The 17803-nt window shown below is 51.0% G+C and carries 12 protein-coding genes; 1 reads left to right on the forward strand and 11 read right to left on the reverse strand.

Going from position 1 to position 17803, the window contains the following annotated elements; genetic code table 11:
* Positions 1-2: 2 nt before the first annotated feature.
* The 7 genes from rhaM to J7619_RS17920 form a co-directional block, all read right to left on the reverse strand.
* Positions 3-323, reverse strand: coding sequence for an L-rhamnose mutarotase (gene rhaM / locus J7619_RS17890; RefSeq protein WP_291201364.1), 321 nt, complete (start codon positions 321-323; stop codon positions 3-5).
* A gap of 35 nt (positions 324-358) precedes the next feature.
* Positions 359-1840: a DUF1501 domain-containing protein gene (locus tag J7619_RS17895; RefSeq protein WP_291201366.1), complete on the reverse strand. Its 1482-nt coding sequence runs from the start codon at positions 1838-1840 to the stop codon at positions 359-361.
* A 267-nt stretch (positions 1841-2107) separates the two neighbouring features.
* Positions 2108-4861: a DUF1553 domain-containing protein gene (locus tag J7619_RS17900; protein ID WP_291201369.1), complete on the reverse strand. Its 2754-nt coding sequence runs from the start codon at positions 4859-4861 to the stop codon at positions 2108-2110.
* Positions 4862-5141: 280 nt separating this feature from the next.
* Positions 5142-6710: a RagB/SusD family nutrient uptake outer membrane protein gene (locus tag J7619_RS17905; protein WP_291201372.1), complete on the reverse strand. Its 1569-nt coding sequence runs from the start codon at positions 6708-6710 to the stop codon at positions 5142-5144.
* A 26-nt stretch (positions 6711-6736) separates the two neighbouring features.
* The gene (locus tag J7619_RS17910; RefSeq protein ID WP_291201375.1) at positions 6737-10117 is read right to left on the reverse strand and encodes a TonB-dependent receptor; all 3381 of its coding nucleotides are present in this window, start codon (positions 10115-10117) and stop codon (positions 6737-6739) included.
* A 222-nt stretch (positions 10118-10339) separates the two neighbouring features.
* Positions 10340-11392: a FecR family protein gene (locus J7619_RS17915; RefSeq protein ID WP_291201378.1), complete on the reverse strand. Its 1053-nt coding sequence runs from the start codon at positions 11390-11392 to the stop codon at positions 10340-10342.
* Between the two features lie 170 nt (positions 11393-11562).
* Entirely contained in the window at positions 11563-12138 is a 576-nt protein-coding gene (locus tag J7619_RS17920) for an RNA polymerase sigma factor (protein WP_291201381.1), read from the reverse strand.
* Positions 12139-12473: 335 nt separating this feature from the next.
* Between J7619_RS17920 and J7619_RS17925 the strand changes: the two genes are divergently transcribed.
* A complete protein-coding gene (locus J7619_RS17925) occupies positions 12474-12722 on the forward strand; it encodes a hypothetical protein (RefSeq protein ID WP_291201384.1) in 249 nt (82 codons plus the stop codon).
* Between the two features lie 276 nt (positions 12723-12998).
* On the opposite strand, the gene J7619_RS17930 is transcribed toward J7619_RS17925, so the two are convergent.
* The 4 genes from J7619_RS17930 to J7619_RS17945 form a co-directional block, all read right to left on the reverse strand.
* Positions 12999-15908: a PVC-type heme-binding CxxCH protein gene (locus tag J7619_RS17930; RefSeq protein ID WP_291201387.1), complete on the reverse strand. Its 2910-nt coding sequence runs from the start codon at positions 15906-15908 to the stop codon at positions 12999-13001.
* A gap of 102 nt (positions 15909-16010) precedes the next feature.
* Positions 16011-16862 (reverse strand): sugar phosphate isomerase/epimerase, encoded by an 852-nt coding sequence (locus J7619_RS17935; protein ID WP_291201390.1) that lies wholly within the window; start codon positions 16860-16862, stop codon positions 16011-16013.
* 113 nt (positions 16863-16975) lie between these two features.
* Positions 16976-17335 (reverse strand): YraN family protein, encoded by a 360-nt coding sequence (locus J7619_RS17940; RefSeq protein WP_291201393.1) that lies wholly within the window; start codon positions 17333-17335, stop codon positions 16976-16978.
* 23 nt (positions 17336-17358) lie between these two features.
* A complete protein-coding gene (locus tag J7619_RS17945) occupies positions 17359-17691 on the reverse strand; it encodes a hypothetical protein (RefSeq protein ID WP_291201396.1) in 333 nt (110 codons plus the stop codon).
* Positions 17692-17803: the final 112 nt, after the last annotated feature.

The following is a 17803-nucleotide window of genomic DNA, read 5'->3' on the forward strand; positions in this document are numbered from 1 at the left end:
CATTACAACCTGAACACTTCCGGACAAGGAATGGCCACAGGAGAATTGTCAGAGTTGACTTCCATGATATCGGCCATATAGTCCCACCACCTTTTCATGATGGGCAATGCGGGGAGGCTGGCAGTGGTGTCGTTAGCATCCAGTTTTTGAAATGCGAACAGCGCGAGCGTGGCTTCGTCGAGGAAAATATAATATTCCGTGATGCCTGCTTCTTTTAAAAGCTGGCTGAGTTCCGGCCATATTTCGTCGTGTCGCTTTTTGTATTCTACTTCAAATCCGGGTTTGAGCTGCATCCGGAATGCCTTCACTGTTTCCTCCGTCATGGTTTGTATTCAATACTGCTAAAAGATGTGACTAATTATGCGATCACTTGTTTTACAACTTTCCCTTCGGTGTCCGTCAGTCTGAAATTCCGTCCCTGGAACGGATAGGTGAATTTCTCATGGTCAAAACCCATCAAATGCAGGATCGTGGCCTGCAAATCGTGCACATGAACGCGATCTTTCACACCATAATAGCCCAATTCGTCGGTTTCGCCGTGACTGTATCCTTGCTTGACACCGCCTCCTGCCATCCACATCGTGTAGGCTTCCAGGTGGTGGTCGCGGCCCATGTAAGGCATTACCACGCCATTACGGTTCTCCTGCATGGGCGTCCGGCCAAATTCTGCTCCAAATACCACGAGCGTTTCTTCCAGCAGTCCGCGCATTTTCAAATCCTTGATCAATGCGGCAATGGGCCTATCGGAAATCTGGCATTTGGAACGTAACCCACCTTCCACGTTGTCCGTGGCGTTGGTTCCGTGACCGTCCCAGCCCCAGTCGAAAAGCTGCACAAACCGGACGTCGTTTTCGATGAGCTTCCGGGCAAGCAGACAGTTCATACCAAAGCTGCCTTCTCCGGCTTTTACTCCATACATATCCAGAATAAATTGCGGCTCTTTGGCCACATCCATTACCTCGGGCACGGACATCTGCATCCGGAAAGCCATTTCATATTGGCTGATCCGCGTCAAAATTTCGGGGTCCTGTACCTCTTCGTAAGTCTGCCGGTTAATTTCGTTGATCGCGTCAATCGTCTTTTTGCGGATATTCCGGTTCATTCCGTTCGGGTCGGTCACGTACAGCACCGGGTCGCCGCCGGTGCGGCATTGCACGCCCTGGTATACCGATGGAAGAAATCCGCTTCCATACACGCTTTTCCCCGCATCAGGCTGACGACCACCGGAAGCCAGCACGATAAACCCTGGCAAGTTGCGGTTTTCGGAACCCAGCCCATACACTGCCCATGCACCCAGGCTTGGACGTCCCAGTCGCGGACTGCCCGTGTGTAGGAGCAGCTGCGCTGGCGCGTGGTTGAACTGGTCGGTGTGCATGGCCTTCAGAAAGGTAATTTCATCGGCGACAGTCTGCAAATACGGCAGATAATCCGACAGCCAGGCACCGGATTGGCCATATTGCGCAAATTTTCCCTGCGGCCCGAGCATCTTGGGCACGCCCTGGATGAATGCAAACTTCTTGCCTTCCAAAAATTCGGCGGGACAGTCTTTACCGTGGTATTTGACGAGCTCCGGCTTGTAGTCAAAAAGTTCGAGTTGCGAGGGCGCGCCAGCCATGTGGATGTAAATCACCCGTTTGGCTTTCGGGGCAAACTGCGGGATACCGCTCCCGGCGAGCGATTCCGATGCCCCTGCAACCTCACCTGCTTTCGACGAGCCGCAAGAACCCAGCAGCGAGCCCAAGCCTAGTGCGCCCAGCCCAAAGCCGGCCGATTGCAAAAAGTGGCGGCGTGTTTGGCGCTGCACGTCGGCGTATTGTAGTTCTTTAAGTAGCTTTTCCATTTGAAATTTGGTTGCCTTAACCGATTTTTATTCCTGCCCCGGCGCTTTCCGTCGGCTAAAGTCGACGGTATTAGATTCCCCTTTTTAGTTTTCTCTACCCTTCCTTTATTCCTGCCTTGGTCGCTTTTCCGTCGACTGAAGTCGACGGTACTAGATTGCTTCGCTATCGTCGACTTTAGTCGGCGGGAAGGCGAACGAAATAGCGAACCGCCTGAGGCCCCCGCCCCCATTCTATTACCGTTGACTTCAGTCAACGGAAAAGGGCTATTATTCCTTGGTAACAACGTTATCGAGATTGAGCAGGACGTTCGCTGAAACCGTCAGGGCGGCCAGTTCCGGGGATTTTTCTTTTCCGTAAACCAAAATACTGTCCACTTCCGAAGGCTTTTGCCGGTATTCCCTGAGTGCGTCTTGATATACTTTCATGAGCACATTCAGACTCTTGGGTTCAATAGGTTTGAAAGTAAGGAGGCGGTACCCCTCTTTAAGCTGCTGCTCAGGCGTCTTACCCCGGGTCTTCATTTTGGAAGCCAGTTTTTCGGCTGCCTCGAGGTACACCGGGTCATTCAGGGTTACCAATGCCTGCAAGGGGGTGTTTGTAATGATCCTCCTCGACTGGCAAAATTCACGGCTCGGCGCATCGAAGGTGGTCATCGACGGGTATGGAGCTGTTCTTTTCCAATAGGTATAAACTCCCCGGCGGTATTTGTCCTCGCCCTCGCTGACTACCCAGCTCTCGCCACTGTACGGCGACTGCCAGATTTTGTCAGGTTGTGGCGGCATTACGCTGGGGCCATACATTTTACCCGAAATGAGCCCGCTGCATGCGAGTGCCTGGTCGCGCACCTGCTCGGCGCTCAAGCGTACACGAGGCCCGCGTGAGAGCCACACATTGTACGGATCTTTTTCTTTCCGATGTCCATCCGAGCGGGAGTCCTGCCGGTAGGTGGCCGACATGACGATCGTTTTCAACAATTTCTTGACACTCCATTTATAATCATCCATGAACGAGACCGCCAGCCAGTCGAGCAGCTCAGGGTGCGAAGGCTCAGCACCTTGTGAGCCGAAATCCTCGACGGTTTCCACAATCCCTCTTCCGAAAAGTTGCTCCCAGAAACGGTTCACGATGACACGCCCGGTCAACGCATTGTCGAGGCTCACAATCCATTTGGCAAGGCCAAGCCGATCGCGGGAAGCGTCCTTCGGCAGTGGCGACAGGAGTTTAGGCACATCGGGTTTCACCTCGGGCCCTTTCACCATCCAGTTTCCGCGGACAAATACATTGGTTTTTCGGGCAAAATCACCCTTCCCTTCCCAGAGTACGGGCATACTTTCAGTGGGCCGTGTCAATGCCGTAGCATAGTCAGAAACGATCTGCTCATAACCCGGTTGACCGGCCCCCGGTAATGCCTTTTGAAATGCTGCCCACGATATGCGTACCCATTCCTCCGGTGCTTTGGGGCTATTTAATGAAAGGTAAACGTCATGTTTTCCGCTGGTTTTCATGATTGGCGCCACAATTACCGTGTCGCGGGTCGGCACTTTAATCGTCGAAAGCACCGGGCCGTCGAGCTTATCCAAACGCAGGGTTAATACAGCATTTTCGACTTTTGTACCGATGTTCATCAGCACATTGTCGGCACCGGTAAGGTTCACCTGCGGAATGCGCGCATTCCCTTTGTCTTTCACGCCATAGTACGAAATCACCAGCACGGTCGACTGGTCGCCTTTTACAAAGTTATGCGCATTGATTTTCGGCTCCACCACCTTCATAAATTGCGTTTTGGCTTCCAGCTCCTTCGGATCGTACTTCCGCACCCATTCCTTCACCCGCTCGAAACGAAGCGAATCTTCTCCCTTGTAAAACCGCAGCTTCGGCCATTCGTCCCACACATCCTCGTCGCGCGAGTTATTGAAGAATGCAGCGTACTTATAATATTCATCATGCGGAATAGGGTCGTAAGGGTGGCTGTGGCATTGAATGCAGGCGAATGTTGTCCCCTGCCAAACCTCCCAGGTAGTATTCACCCGGTCGATCAATGCAGCTGTACGAAACTCTTCGTCGTCGGTTCCACCTTCATTATTCGTCATGGTATTCCGGTGAAAACCAGTGGCTATCACATTTTGCTCGACGGGAAAGCCATCTTTTTTTTCCGGCAAAAGATCCCCTGCCAACTGTTCGATTGTAAACCGGTCGAACGGCTTATCTTCATTGAAGGATTTAACCACATAATCGCGGTACCGCCACATGGTGCGGCCCCCATCGCTTTCGTAGCCTTTCGTGTCGGCATAACGTGCGAGGTCCATCCACATCGATGTCCATTTTTCTCCGTATGCGGGCGATTGGAGCAACTTATCCACCACCTTTTCGTATGCGCCGGGGGACTTGTCGTTTTCGAAATCCTGCACTTCCTTTTCCGTCGGCGGCAGGCCGGTGATATCGAGGCTCACACGACGAAGCAAGGTGGCGCGGTCGGCTTCCGGTGAGGTTTTAAGGCCTTCTTCTTTCAGCTTTTTAGCGACAAAATGGTCGATTTCGTTTTTTGCCCATGCCTTATCACCTGTATTCAGCAAGCCAAACAGATTGGATATACTATTCAGGGAAGGCACATCCGGCTTTTCAATTTTCTTATATGCCCAATGCGTTTCCCATTTCGCACCTTCGTTGATCCACTGTTTCAGGATACCGATTTCCTTATCGTTGAGCGGTGTCCCGTTTTTCGGCATTTTTTCGTCAGGATCGTCCGTCAGAATGCGCCGGATCATCTCGCTGGCATCGGCATCGCCGCGCACGACCGGTATCTTACCCGATTTGCCCGGTTCCAACATCTCATGCTCGAACAGGAAGCTCACGTCCCCGGCCTTTTTCACGCCGCCGTGGCAGCCCATGCAATGTTTGTTAAGAATCGGTTTTACATCGACATTGTAATCCACCTTTTTTTCCCAGGGAAACCCTGCCCATGAAAAGTACATTACCGGCATCGCCACTACCACTAAACCGATCAAAAATCTGGTCTGCATTGGTTTAACTTTAAATAATTATTTTAACAAGAATTACAAAAATACCAAGAGGCTTATCAATACGGAAACAATTGTCTGTACAAACACTTAAAATGTTTACACAAAGCCTCGGAAAACGATTGATATCCCTTTGAAAGAGCATTCAATATAACCGGGAAACCCCGTCGCGACCCAACCTAATGAACAAGCAGCCTATTTGGGTTATCCTACTGATTCCATGGCTAAAAGACTGAATTTAAATAAAATTACCCACTAAATCAGGTCGGCGACGAGGTATTCGTTATTGCCAAATCGCGTTCTGCTTCACATTAGGGTTACCCAGCAATTCCTTTTGCGGCAGCGGTAGTACATAATCGCGTTCCTTAGGCACCCGATCGAGGTTGTATTTCTCCGCAAAGTGCTTGATTTCCTTCCCGAGATAATCTACCGGCCCTCCCAACTTGCTTTTCCGGCGCAGCTCGGGGTACATGACCTGTTCAAAGACAAACTCCTGCATCCGCTCGTGGATGATCGCGTCGCGTAAGGCCGACTGACTGAGGCCTTTCAATGCAGCCAGTCCGGCGCGGGCACGTACCTTGTTGATCGAGGCGAATGCGTCGCCCTGCCCGCTTTCGTTACAAGCTTCCGAGTGTCCGAGCAGAATGTCAGCCAAGCGAATGTAAATCGTGTTTTTCTCGGTAGCGGCATTGCTTTTGTCCAGCTCGACGATCTTTGCAGCCCATGCTTTCCCGAATATCATCTGCGCCGGGTCATTCGGATTTGCATCCGATTTCACCACGCCACCAAAGCGCGACAGGTTATAATCGGCTTTTTCGCTCCAATGAACAATCGGGTAAGCACCGTTGATCTTTCCGAAACGGCCCGTTGGGTAACTTTCGATAAACGTTCCCTCAATGCGCTTGTCTTTCGGATCATAATTCGCACGAAACTCCTGGGTGGCACTGATCCAGCTCCATCCCGACCCGCCCAGTTCGCTGGGGAAATCCTCCGGGTTGAAGTGCATCGAATGTACGTTGAACTCGTTCGGGTTGGCCGTGGCCGAAACCTGCGCTTCGAAGATCCTCTCGCCCTGGTTTTCATGAGTAAGGTCAAAATTGTGAGAGAAATCGGTGAACAGCGTCAGGCCACTGTTATTAATGATATCCTCGCCGGTGGCCTTCGCTTCGGCCCATTTTTCATCCCAAAGCTGCGTTTTCATGAGGATCGACTTGGCGGCCCATTTCGTCGCACGACCAATATCCGCACCGGTATAGCTGGCTGGCAACACTTCGGCTGCCGCCTTGGTATCGGCATAAATCTGCTCGATCACCGCCGCCTTACCACCGCTATTGGACGGCAATTCCGAAATATTCTGTGTTGATTTGGTCGTCAACGGCACATTATCGAAGTAGCTTATCAAACTGTAATAATAGAATGCACGCAGAAACAGTGCTTCCCCTTTGACCCGCTTGATTAAAGCCTCGTTCGACGGATCTTTCATAGCATCGGCGGTTTCGATGATCGCATTCGCCCGGTTAATCGAACGATAGCAGATTCCCCAGTAGGCCTCAATGTATTCATCGGCAGGGTTCACATTACCCAGGTTGTATTGCAACGGCCCCTTCTCCCATCCTACCTGGTAACCTATCAGACATTCAAATACATAACGATCGTAGAAATAACCAGAGTATTGCGAATTGAGGTCGTCGTAAACCGCATTCACGCCCAGCACCAGCTCCGTAGCCGTTTTGTAGAAGGTATCCGGATTGATAAAATCGGGCTTCTCCTTCAAATCCGAGCAGCCCGCCACAGCGAACAGCAATGCCGAAAGTCCCGTCAATCTGATTTTATATAAAAATGACTTTTTCATAACAAACTGATTTTCAATTTGAAATATTAAATACCAAGATTAACGCCCACTGTGAACATCCGCGACCGCGGGTAAGCGTCGTAATCATCGCCGCGGTTCAGGTTATTCTGGCCCTGGTTGTTCACCTCGGGATCGAAACCTTTATAATTGGTGATCAGAAAGAGGTTCTGCCCGCTCACATACACGCGCGCACTGCGGATGTAGGCACTCTTGACCGGAAGTGTATACCCGAGCGAGAGGTTCTGCAAACGAACGAACGAGCCGTCCTGGATAAAGAATGACGACCGGCGGAAAGAAATGAAGTCGCGGCGGCCATCAATTACCGGGCGCGGCGCATTCGGGTTCTCGGGCGTCCAGGAGTCGGTCAGGATATTGGCGATCTGATTGATTTTCTGCACGCCGTCACCCATTTCGGATTGTTGCAGGTTACGGATCTTGTTGCCGTGCACGCCTCGGAAGAATATCGAAAGATCGAAACCTTTGTATTTCACGCTGGAATTGAAGCCCCAGGTCAGTTTCGGGTTCGGGTCACCGATGATCTTGAAATCGTCGGTGGTGTATTTGCCGTCGCCGTTTACATCTTCATACTTGGGATAACCTGCTTTGGCTGAATAGCTTTTACCCTCCTCGTCCGATTGGAACAGGCCAATGTAGTTGTACCCGCTCCATACACCGATCGGGTTGCCGCCCTGCACCCAGCTGCCGAGCACACCAAGGTGTCCGCTGGTACTGTTCGAAAAGAACGGTGTACTCATGCCCAGGTCGAGGATTTTGTTTCTTAAAATGGAAACATTGCCACCCAGATCCCAAGTCAATGCATTGTTACTGACCAGCTTATAATTCGCTGAAAATTCGAGGCCTTTGTTACTCAGCGAGCCGGAATTGAGCATGATAGTGCTGAAACCGGTACTTTGCGGGATAGAGACGTCGAGTAACAGGTCGGTGGTTTTGTTTTTAAATGCATCGATTGTCAGACTGAGGCGGTTGTTCAGCAATGCAAAATCCAATCCGACGTTGAGCATCGAAGTACTCTCCCACTTCAAATCCGAGTTCGGAATGCGGTTCGGCCCGTAGCCCGAAACGAGCGCAGGCACTCCGCCGAATACGTAATTGTAAGGCACCAGCCCGGCTACCGATCGATAAACCGGGATCTGCGAATTACCGGTAAGCCCATAACTTGCGCGGATCTTGAAATCATCAAAAATCTTTCCTAAGCCCGAATTTTTGAAAAAATCCTCATTCACCATACGCCAGCCGATCGCCGCCGAAGGGAAGGTAGCCCATTTGTTATTAGGCCCGAATTTGGACGAGCCATCGCGGCGAAGCGTCACGGTAAGCAAGTAACGGTCTTTCAAATTGTAGTTAACCCGGCCCAGCATCGACATCAGTTCCCATTCCACACGTCCCGAACTCGGTACCAGCGGCCGGCTACCGTTTTGCATATTCACCGCATCGATATCATCGGAAGGAAGTCCGCGGGTAGCATTGGCTTCGAAATAATTGATCTCTTTTTGGTAGGTATAGCCGAGTGTAACGTCGAGGTAATGCCCTTTGGCAATTTCTTTATTATAAGTTAAAATATTCTCATTCAGAATGTTGTTCGAATTACGATTTGCTTTCTGCAACTCTCGGCCATTCTGGCGACCGATATAAGTATAGTTGTTATAAAAAGTCGTACGTCGCGCATTCACAATATCCAGGCCCAGGCTCGTGCGGAATTTCAGGCCTTCCAGGATATTCACGTTCAGCGCCGAAGTACCGAAAAGGCGGTTGGTAAAATCCTTATCATAACCCTCTACGGCCTCAGCCAATGGGTTGGTCATGAAACGCTGGTCGTAGCTCGCATACTGGTATCCTCCGTTCTGGTCATAAACCGGGCCGGTAGGGTCCAGGCCCAGTGCGGTGATGACGATACCACCGGGTCCGCCGCGGTCGGTAGGCACATTGCTGCTGCCCGACCGGTTGAACGACCAGCTGTTGCTCAACGTAGCCTTGCCTTTGAGGAAATCGTTATCCAGGTTCATACGGAAACCATAGCGATTGAAATCCGTATTCTTAATGATCCCTTTGTTGTTCAAATAATTACCTACAAATGCATAGCGCATGCCTTTATTGCCACCGGTAAACGAAAGCTGGTGATTAGACAGCCCGCCGGTGCGAGAAATCACATCCCACCAGTTGGTCCCCGCACCTATCTGCGCAATTTGTGCATCGGTGTAACGCGGGTTGCCGCCCTGGCTACGTTCCAGCATATTAATGTAGCGTGCGTAATCGGCGCCGTTGAGCACCTCCACTTCTCGCGCGATAGTCTGAAATGAGTAGGAACCGTCGTAATCCACACGGCTCTGGCCTTCCTTGCCGCGTTTGGTAGTAATCAAAATCACGCCGTTGGCGCCGCGGGATCCGTAAATGGAGGTCGCCGAGGCATCTTTCAGTATTTCAATGGATTCGATTTCGTTGGGGTTAATGGTCGCCATCGCATTGGTTGGCTGACGGTTGCCGCTGGTACCCAATGCGCCGTTGTCGGGATAAATGGGGAAGCCGTCGATGACGTAAAGCGGCTCACTACCGCTGTTAATCGAGTTGGCGCCGCGCACGCGGATCGAAATCCCTCCTCCGGGCGCTCCTGAGGTTTGCGTCACCTGCACACCCGGTGCCCGCGACTGGATCGCCTGATCCACCGAGGTAACCGGCATTTCGCGGATCGCATCGCCTTTAATACTGGCCACCGAGCCCGTCAGGTCGCTTTTCCGTACCGATCCATAACCCACAACCACCACTTCTTCAAGCGACTGGTTATCTGGCTGCATGGTTACCGAAATATTCGTCTGGCCGCCTACGGTCACCTCCTGCGGCTTGTAACCTACAAAACTGAAAACCAGCACCGCATTCTGCTCCGTCACGTCGAGTGCGAATGCGCCGTCCTGGTCGGTAGTAGTTCCCTTTTGGGTGCCTTTGATGATCACACTCACGCCCGGCAGCCCGGCATTGTTTTCGTCTATTACCCTACCTTTCACCATCGCCAAGGCGGGTGTTGTAAGGGCTTCGGCAGGTTCCATCTGCTGCGGCTCTGTCACGGCGCCGGTTTCGGCGGTGAGCAATATGCGGCCTGCGGTAAGTTCATAGGCAATATGCAGCGGGTCGAGCAGCGTAGTCAGTGCAGTCGACAGCTTCTGCCGGTTGATATGTACATCAATGGTCCGCTCTGCGCGAATGTTTTTCTGGCTGTACGCAAACTTCACATCGGCCTGCTCTTCGATGTCACGCAGGACATTTCTCAGCTCCGCATTCTGTGCATGGATTGTCACCATTCTCTCCATGATCTCCTGTGCGCGCCCCTCGCTCGCGGCGTGGGTGAGCGACGTGAAAACCACTGCAAAAAGGATTTGGGCAAATGTTATTTTCATGACCATGCATAGTGATGCACACCATTTTAACTGTTGGGTTTTTTGCATATTTTTGAAGGTTCTATTTGTGAAAAACAGGACATCCGCCCGCTTACCGTCTGTCCAGGATCACGTAAGCAGGCATTCCCGAAGCCGGTAGTGGTGGTACACTATCGGTTTCTTTGTTGTTAGGTCGGTGGGTAGTTTTATAGGTTCATAGTTAAGGGTTTAGGGATTGAAAACTTAGTCACAGCCGCGACCGTTGATTAGAATGCGTGTCCCTTTCACTTCGTAGTCTGCGCCGTTCGATTTGCAAATGAGCGCCAGCTTGTCGTAAAGCTGCATATCGGTAAGATCGCCGGTGAAGCTGCAATGCGCGATGCGGTCGTTCGCGAAGACGATCTCGATCCCGTACGTTTCCTGCAATGTCGCCGCTATTTTTTCCAGTTTTTCGTCATCGAAATTCATTTTAGCCTCCTCGGCCGCGGGTAATGCTTTCACCGGCTCCGGCACGAGGCCCGTCATCAAATGCCGGCTTTCGGCGAAATAGGTTACCCGCTGATTTGGCGTGAGCACGACACCATTATCTTGATTATCAACCGGGTCGCTATCATTAAATGCCTCCCGGTTTTCAAATACCGACACTTTGCCGGTCACAACTTCCACTTCCAGCGCCCTGTCCTTCGCATTGTTTTTGATCCTGAAACTCGTCCCGAGCACGCGGGTGATGATTTTGCCGCTGTACACAAGGAAAGGTTGGTCGGGATTGCGGGTAATTTCAAAGAATGCATTGCCCGTGAGCTGCACCGTGCGCTTATCGCCGGTGAATGCGGCCGGGAAAACGATTTTCGCGCCCGGTTCCAGGGTTACCGTACTTCGGTCGCTCAATGTCAGCCGTTTGGGAAGATCGGTCGTGTTCTCTTCGGTGATCAAGCGGCTGTTCGGTGCCTGAACGAACATTTTTTCTTGCATCACACCCGGCTTACGACCCCGGTTACCAAAAAACACCCAGAAACTGACGACCAGCAATATCGCCGCAGCTGCCGAGAGGTATACCGAGGCCTTGCGCCACCATGTCCGTACCACCGCCGGCTCGGAGTATTCGACCGGGGAGGTTTCCACCGCCAGTCTGCCCAGCATTCTCTCTTCCATTTCACGTTTTTCCTGGTCGTTGAGCACCGCCATTCCGTCGGCATTGAGGCTCTCGTACCACAAATGGATTTTCAGGATTTCTTCTTTCGTGCAATGCCCTTCCCGGTATTTCAGGAGCAGCGCCTGCCATTCGTTGTTGTTCATTGATGTGTATCGGGTAAATCAGGCCTTTGAACGATAAGCCGAAGAAATGGCGCGAATCCCTAAATAGATTTAGAAAATATTTGAATTGTGCAATTTAGAAGCCTCCTATGCGCGAAAGTTCTTTGAAAAGGATAAAGAGGGTAGAAGGGAGGAAGGGGACGAAGGAGCGGCTAGAATATGCCTGAGGCGGCGAGGAGCAGCACCATCACCTCCTTTAAATGCGTGCGCACCAATCGTACCGACTTGGTGAGGTGGTATTCAACCGCTTTTTCGGAGAGACCGAAATGGGCGGCAATGCGGGAAATGGGCCAGTATTCCAGTTTATGCAGACGAAAAATTTCGCGTGTTTTTTCTGGAAGAATGTGCAGGCATTCATCGATCACGCGCAACAACTCATCCAGCGCGAGCTGGTTTTCCGTATTCAGATCGCCGATAGTATCCACGGAGTCGTAATAATCGAGGTATTCGAAGCCCCGGCCTTTGATACGGATGTGGTCGATGACCTCGTAACGAACCGCTGCAAACAGGTAGTAATTCAGGTTTTCGATGCGCTGTGTATCCCTTTCACGCCATAGCCGGAGGAAAATGTCCTGCACGATCTCCTCCGCCGCTTCCTTGTTCCGCAGCTTGCGGTTCGCGACAAGGAACATGTCGTACCAATAGGCCTTGTAAATCGCGGTAAAAGCTTCCGCATCCCCATTTTGCAATGCGAGAAGCAGGTGGCCGGCCTTGTCGTTATCCACCATTACAGCTTGGGTTATCGTTGGGTGTCGGGAAATAGGATTGTGGCAAAGTTATATTATTTGCTTTTATTATCCAGTATTTAAAATTGTAATAAAAGAAGAGCCGGTTGATTATCCGCAGTTATGCGGCTGCTCATTTCCCCCTGTTTTTGGTTGCATTACCCATTGATTTTGGCCAGCTTCGGCCTCCTCACAAAACTATTCACCGATGAAAATACGATCAAAGAAACACCTTGTTATGGTGCGGAACCCGCGAAAGCACTCCGAATGCCTCGAATAGTGTGCATTAAGGACACCTAAGACAGGGTTATCTGTCAATCCTTAAAAACATGTTCATCATGCAAACATCACAATTATTCTACGGGTCGGATGCGCAATTATTAGCGTACGGCAAAGAAGTAAGCGAATTGTTAAACAGTGAAAGCCCCGAAGACTGGGCCGTTGAACTCTGGTCTATGTTCGGAGGATTTATGATTGCGCAAAAGGAACTGGGGTTTAGTTCTGAGATCAGTAACACGTTTTTTTCGTTTAGAGATTTGCTGTTTTTCTTTGAGAAAATTGAAAAGATTAGGCACGACCGTCAATAACTGGTAGCCAAAACGAAAATTCTTGCGGTGCGCTGCACCTAAAATCGTTTAATATCGACTATTTCTGTAAGTATTTCGGGGCTCTGCCCCTATTGGTTTCAATTTTCATGCGCATGGAAGGCGCAGCAAGCCGAAAAACTTATAGACAAGAAACAATTCAAAGAAAACGAAAGGTGCAGAGCACCGCAATACTTTTAGTAATAGTCGCGGGGCATTCGCACGCAAAATGTGAGGTGCAGCGCACCGTGATAAATGTTTTGCATGCGCGGTCGCCTATCATTTAAAATTCAGCAAATACCCCGTCAAATCAGCCAGATCCTGCTCGTTTAGCCCCAGTGCCGTCGGCTCCGGCATTAGCGACGATGGCATTTTTTCCCGCGTTTTGATCTGATCGGCCTTGATCGTATGCTGCTGACCGGCGGCATCTTTCAGTACCACGTTCGCGCCGTCGCTCATGAGGAAGCCGAAATAAGTATCGCCCTTTTTGGTCACGATGGTGTAGCTTTCATAGCCAAAAACCATGCTCGCAGACGGATTCACGATGGCATCCAGCAGTCCCGCCTTGTCGAACTTTTTATGGATAGTGGTCAAATCCGGCCCGATTTCGGCGCCGGTTTTGCCGTGTTTATGGCAGGCAGCGCAGGTGGTGGAGAAGACCTTTTCGCCGTGTGCCGGGTCCGCATTCATTCTGGAAATGAAGTCGGTTTTCAAAACCTTGCCGTTTCTCGGGAAAAACTGGCTGGCGACCACGCGTACGTTCTGGTCGGGGTTTTTGAAAATGATTTCGCTCACGGATTTAGCGATCGTGTCGGGCAACTGTCCTTGCACGCGCATATCCACGAGAATATTGCCGCCATTCATGTCCGAAGCCATTTGGCGGGCGGTTTCGATGCGCTGGGGCATGGGTTGGGTTTGGTCTGCGACGGTCTTTTTGAGGTCGAGCATACGTTTGTAGGCGGGCGTCATGACCTGGGCAGTGGCTTCTTCCCAGTTCATCAGATCGGCCCAGTCATTGCTTTTGCGGAAGTTGATCCAATAGGAAGCCTGCGAAGCAACATCCGGTAATTTGGATTTGGACAATGCGATCATCGCCTCGGCTGCTTTTTTATCTTTGATGAAACCAATAGCTGTCAAAGCCTTACGCCGCTCGGACTCGGAAACTTTATCTGAACCGGCCCGTACTTTCAACTCTTCCACCGCAGAAACCGGGTGTAAGCGCCACGCGAGGCCCGAGCGCTGCGGTCTCCAATTGGACGGATCTGCTTTAAATGCCTCGCGCACATATGTGTAGACTTTCTCTTCTTTCCCATCGGCAGCAGTGCCAATGGCTTCGAGCATCCAGGGATCCTTGCCGTCGTAGTTTTTAATCAGATTTGAAATACTATTAAATGATTCACTATAAGGAACATCACGCAATGCTATTCCTACTTCGCGACGCACAGCAGGATCGGTGTCTTTGGACATTTGTTCGAAATAAGGATTCGCTTTACCGGTCGATTTTAATGCACGAAAAGCCGTGAGCCGCTGCATCGCATTAGGTGAATTAAGGAGCTTGACCACCTCCGCATTGCCTTGCTCTCCCAATTGCGCTAACAGCCAGATTGCCCGCGCCTGATGGTATGGATTTTCAGCATTCAATAGCTTCTTCACATCCGGTACCACCGCCTCTCCCTTTGCTTTTAACCCCTCGAAAGCCAATGCACGGACATTGATCGCCGGGTTTTGCAATGCATTGATGAGGCCCATTGTGGTAGTAAAATCCAGTTTTGGGGTAGTTAACTTTCTCCCTTTTGGGGTAATGCGGTAAATGCGCCCATAGCCCTTTTTGTCCTTCATGGCATGGCCACCTACGACGGGATCGTACCAATCGGCGATGTAAATGGCACCGTCGGGTCCCACGGCCACATCCGACGGGCGGAACCATTTGCGGTAATCCTGGTCGGTTTCGTACCATTCGTACCGCTCCGAAACTTTGGGGAATGAGCTGATCAGGTCGCGGCGGTGCAATGCAAAGCCCGCACCCTGCGGCTTGGGTTGGTAGGCGAATATCACATTCCGGCCAGCTTCGCAGCTCAGCAATGTCCCGCGGTAGTTTTTACCTAACCCATCTCCCTCATAAAACACAATTCCCGTAGGCGACCCGGCCCCGGAATTGTCTCCGGCCGGCATGACGCCCGGGTCTTCCTGGTGCCAGTGCGTAGCGAAAATATCCTGTCCGGGGCGGCGGTCGGCTTGCCAGTAACGCGTACCGTCCGCCGAAAAGTAGCCAGCATTGCCATTTTCCTGCAAAAATGAGACGCGGCAGGTGATCACCTGGTCGTCGTTATCGTTCTGCCACATATTGCCATAGCTATCGAGGCACACCTCGTAGCTGTTGCGGAAGTTGTGGCCCAGCACTTTCAGGCCTGTACCATCCGGATTAATGCGCAATGCAAGCCCGCCGACCCAAATCCGGCCGTCGTCCGACTTCTGGTTACCTTCATTCTTTTTATTATAAGGCGTCCCGCCAACGTAAAGGCTGCCGCTGCGCAATGTCCAGCCACTTTTGTCAGTGACTTTATGCGGACCTGCGTTGCCGGTATTGAAATAATACTTGCCATCCGGCCCGACAATCAGCGAATGCAATGAATGATCGTGGTCGAAACCACCGAACCCCGTCAGGAAAACCTCCCGTTTGTCCGGTTTATCATCGCCATTCGTGTCCGTGTACACCAGCAGGTTAGGCGCACAGGAAACGATAGTTTTGTTTCCAATAACCGCAATCCCGAGTGGTGCCGTCAGCAGTGAATCTTCGACATACACTTTGGAAGATTCAGCTTTCCCATCTCCATCCCGATCTTCGAGGATCATCACCCGGTCACCTTTTTGCTTGTGGCTCAGGCGCTCGGCAGGTTTGGTATTAAAATCCCTGTAATTGACTGCCTCCGTAATCCATACCCGGCCTTTGGCATCGATATCCATGTTGGTCGGGTTGTAGAACATCGGCGCTTCGGCCCATAATGTGGCTTCGAGGTCATCGGGCACGTACAGGCGCGAGGAATCGTCGGCCGTCACAACTGGTAAGGACGATCGTTGCTGCGGTTGAGGATTATTTTTAATTGATACAATACTGAAGACAGAAGCTAGTAATATGCTGGCTGCCCAAATACCGGTTTTATAGAGCGGTAATGCGTTGGTAATGTTCATGGTGTTATTGAAGGAGAATGGAGAAAAGGGAGGAAGGAGGAAAGGAAAAAGAATTAACTCGAAAAAGAATCCCTCCTCCTTCGTCCCTTTACTCCTCATATATCACGTTAAAAATAAGCCTTTAAGGTAATTCAGGTTATGCTGGTAGGCCGGGATAATCTCCGCGCCCTGCGGCGTGGCGCCTTCGATCTGCATCCAGCCTTCGTAACCGATCTCTTTCACCGCTTTCGCTACCCGTGGCCAGTCGAGCGGGCCTTCACCGAGGCGCTGGCCGTTTTCTTTCATATGTATTTCGCAGATCAGGTCCTTGCCGAGCATCGGAATTTCCTTGAAAATATCATGACCGGCGTCGGTTGAATTGCGGAAATCGTAATACACCTTCACCGCCTTGGAGCCTACTGCATTGATAATGTTCAAATGCTCCTGCCCACTCAACCACGATTCGATTCCCAGTGTAATGCCTTGCTTCTCGGCATGTGGGGCGACTTTTTTCAGGCGTTCAATCACCGCTTTTTTGCCGGCATCGTCATTTCGCAGGTCACCTTCTGAAAAGAATGCGAGCAGAATCACTTTCACACCCAATGCCTTGGCTGCGTCAACACTGTTCCAAACCCATTCTTCCGTTTTGGGCTGCGATTTATAAGGCACACGGTTGAGTTCGCCGATCGCCAGGCTCGAAACCTGCACACTTGTACGCGCGGACGCCTCGCGGATCGCCTGCAAGGTTTCGGGTACCGAGAGGCCCTTTTCGTCCTTCCCGGTGTTATAACTCACCTGAATGCCTTGCAAGCCGATTTGCTTCGCCCTATCGAATGCTTCCGGGCTTAGCTGGCGTCCTACCGACCAGTCGCATGCGCCGATCTGGTATTTCGGTGCCGTGAAGCGGCCTGTTTTAAGAACATTATCCTCATCAAATGCCGTCGATGCCAGCAGTAGCGCACTGCTCTTGAGCATTTCCCGCCGGCTAAGCACCAAACCGTCCATCATTACAGTCAGATTTTGAAATACTTAAAGAATATCTTCAAAATGTGCTGTGGCCGGGTTTCTACTTATGACCGAGTGCGGCCCTACCGGCTGAATGCGTCCTCGATATGGCGAATATCGGTCGAACCATCGGGTAGCCTGAGAATCGAAACAATGTCGAAACGGACGTCATTTTCCCAATCGGTGTCGAAAATATATTGCTCCGCCGCCCGCATGACGAGCTTTGCTTTGGTCGCATTCACGAATTCTTCGGGCATGCCGAATGCAGTGCCTGTTCGGGTTTTGACTTCCACGAAAACCAGCATATCGTCTTTGGCGACGATCAGGTCGATTTCGGACTGCCTGCTCCGGTAATTTCTGGCGATGATTTTAAAACCTTTTTCGAGAAGGAAGGACGCCGCGGTGGTTTCTCCCCAGCGGCCCAGGTCATTGTGCGCTGCCATAATGTGTGTTTTGTAAATCAATACTAGTCTTTATCAACACCCGACAAGAGTTGTTTCAAAGCTCCCATGGTAATGGATTCCCTTTCGCTTTTATCATAAATAGACAAAAGTGTGACCGATTTCTTCGTGATATGAACGTAGGTAACGACGCGCGCTCCGCCCGATTTCCCTCTTCTTTTGGATTTGATGGAAAGCCGTACTTTGTAACAACCCATACCCAAGGGAACCCCTTGCTGCGGGTCTGATTTTAACAACTGTATCAACTCGAAACAATCGGCTGATAGAGACGGGTACTTTTTTGAAAGTTGTTTAAGCTCCGACTCAAACTCTTTCGTCGTTTTGACAAAGTAACTCATTCAGGAACTCTTCTGCGTCCCTGGTCTCCAATTTTCCCTGTTTTAGTAACTCTATGTCGTCAACAATGTCAATTGCGTCGTCCAAAATTTTGAAGTGGATTGGCAAAAGTGG

Origin of the sequence: Dyadobacter sp., from assembly GCF_017744695.1 — a bacterium.
GTDB lineage: Bacteria > Bacteroidota > Bacteroidia > Cytophagales > Spirosomataceae > Dyadobacter.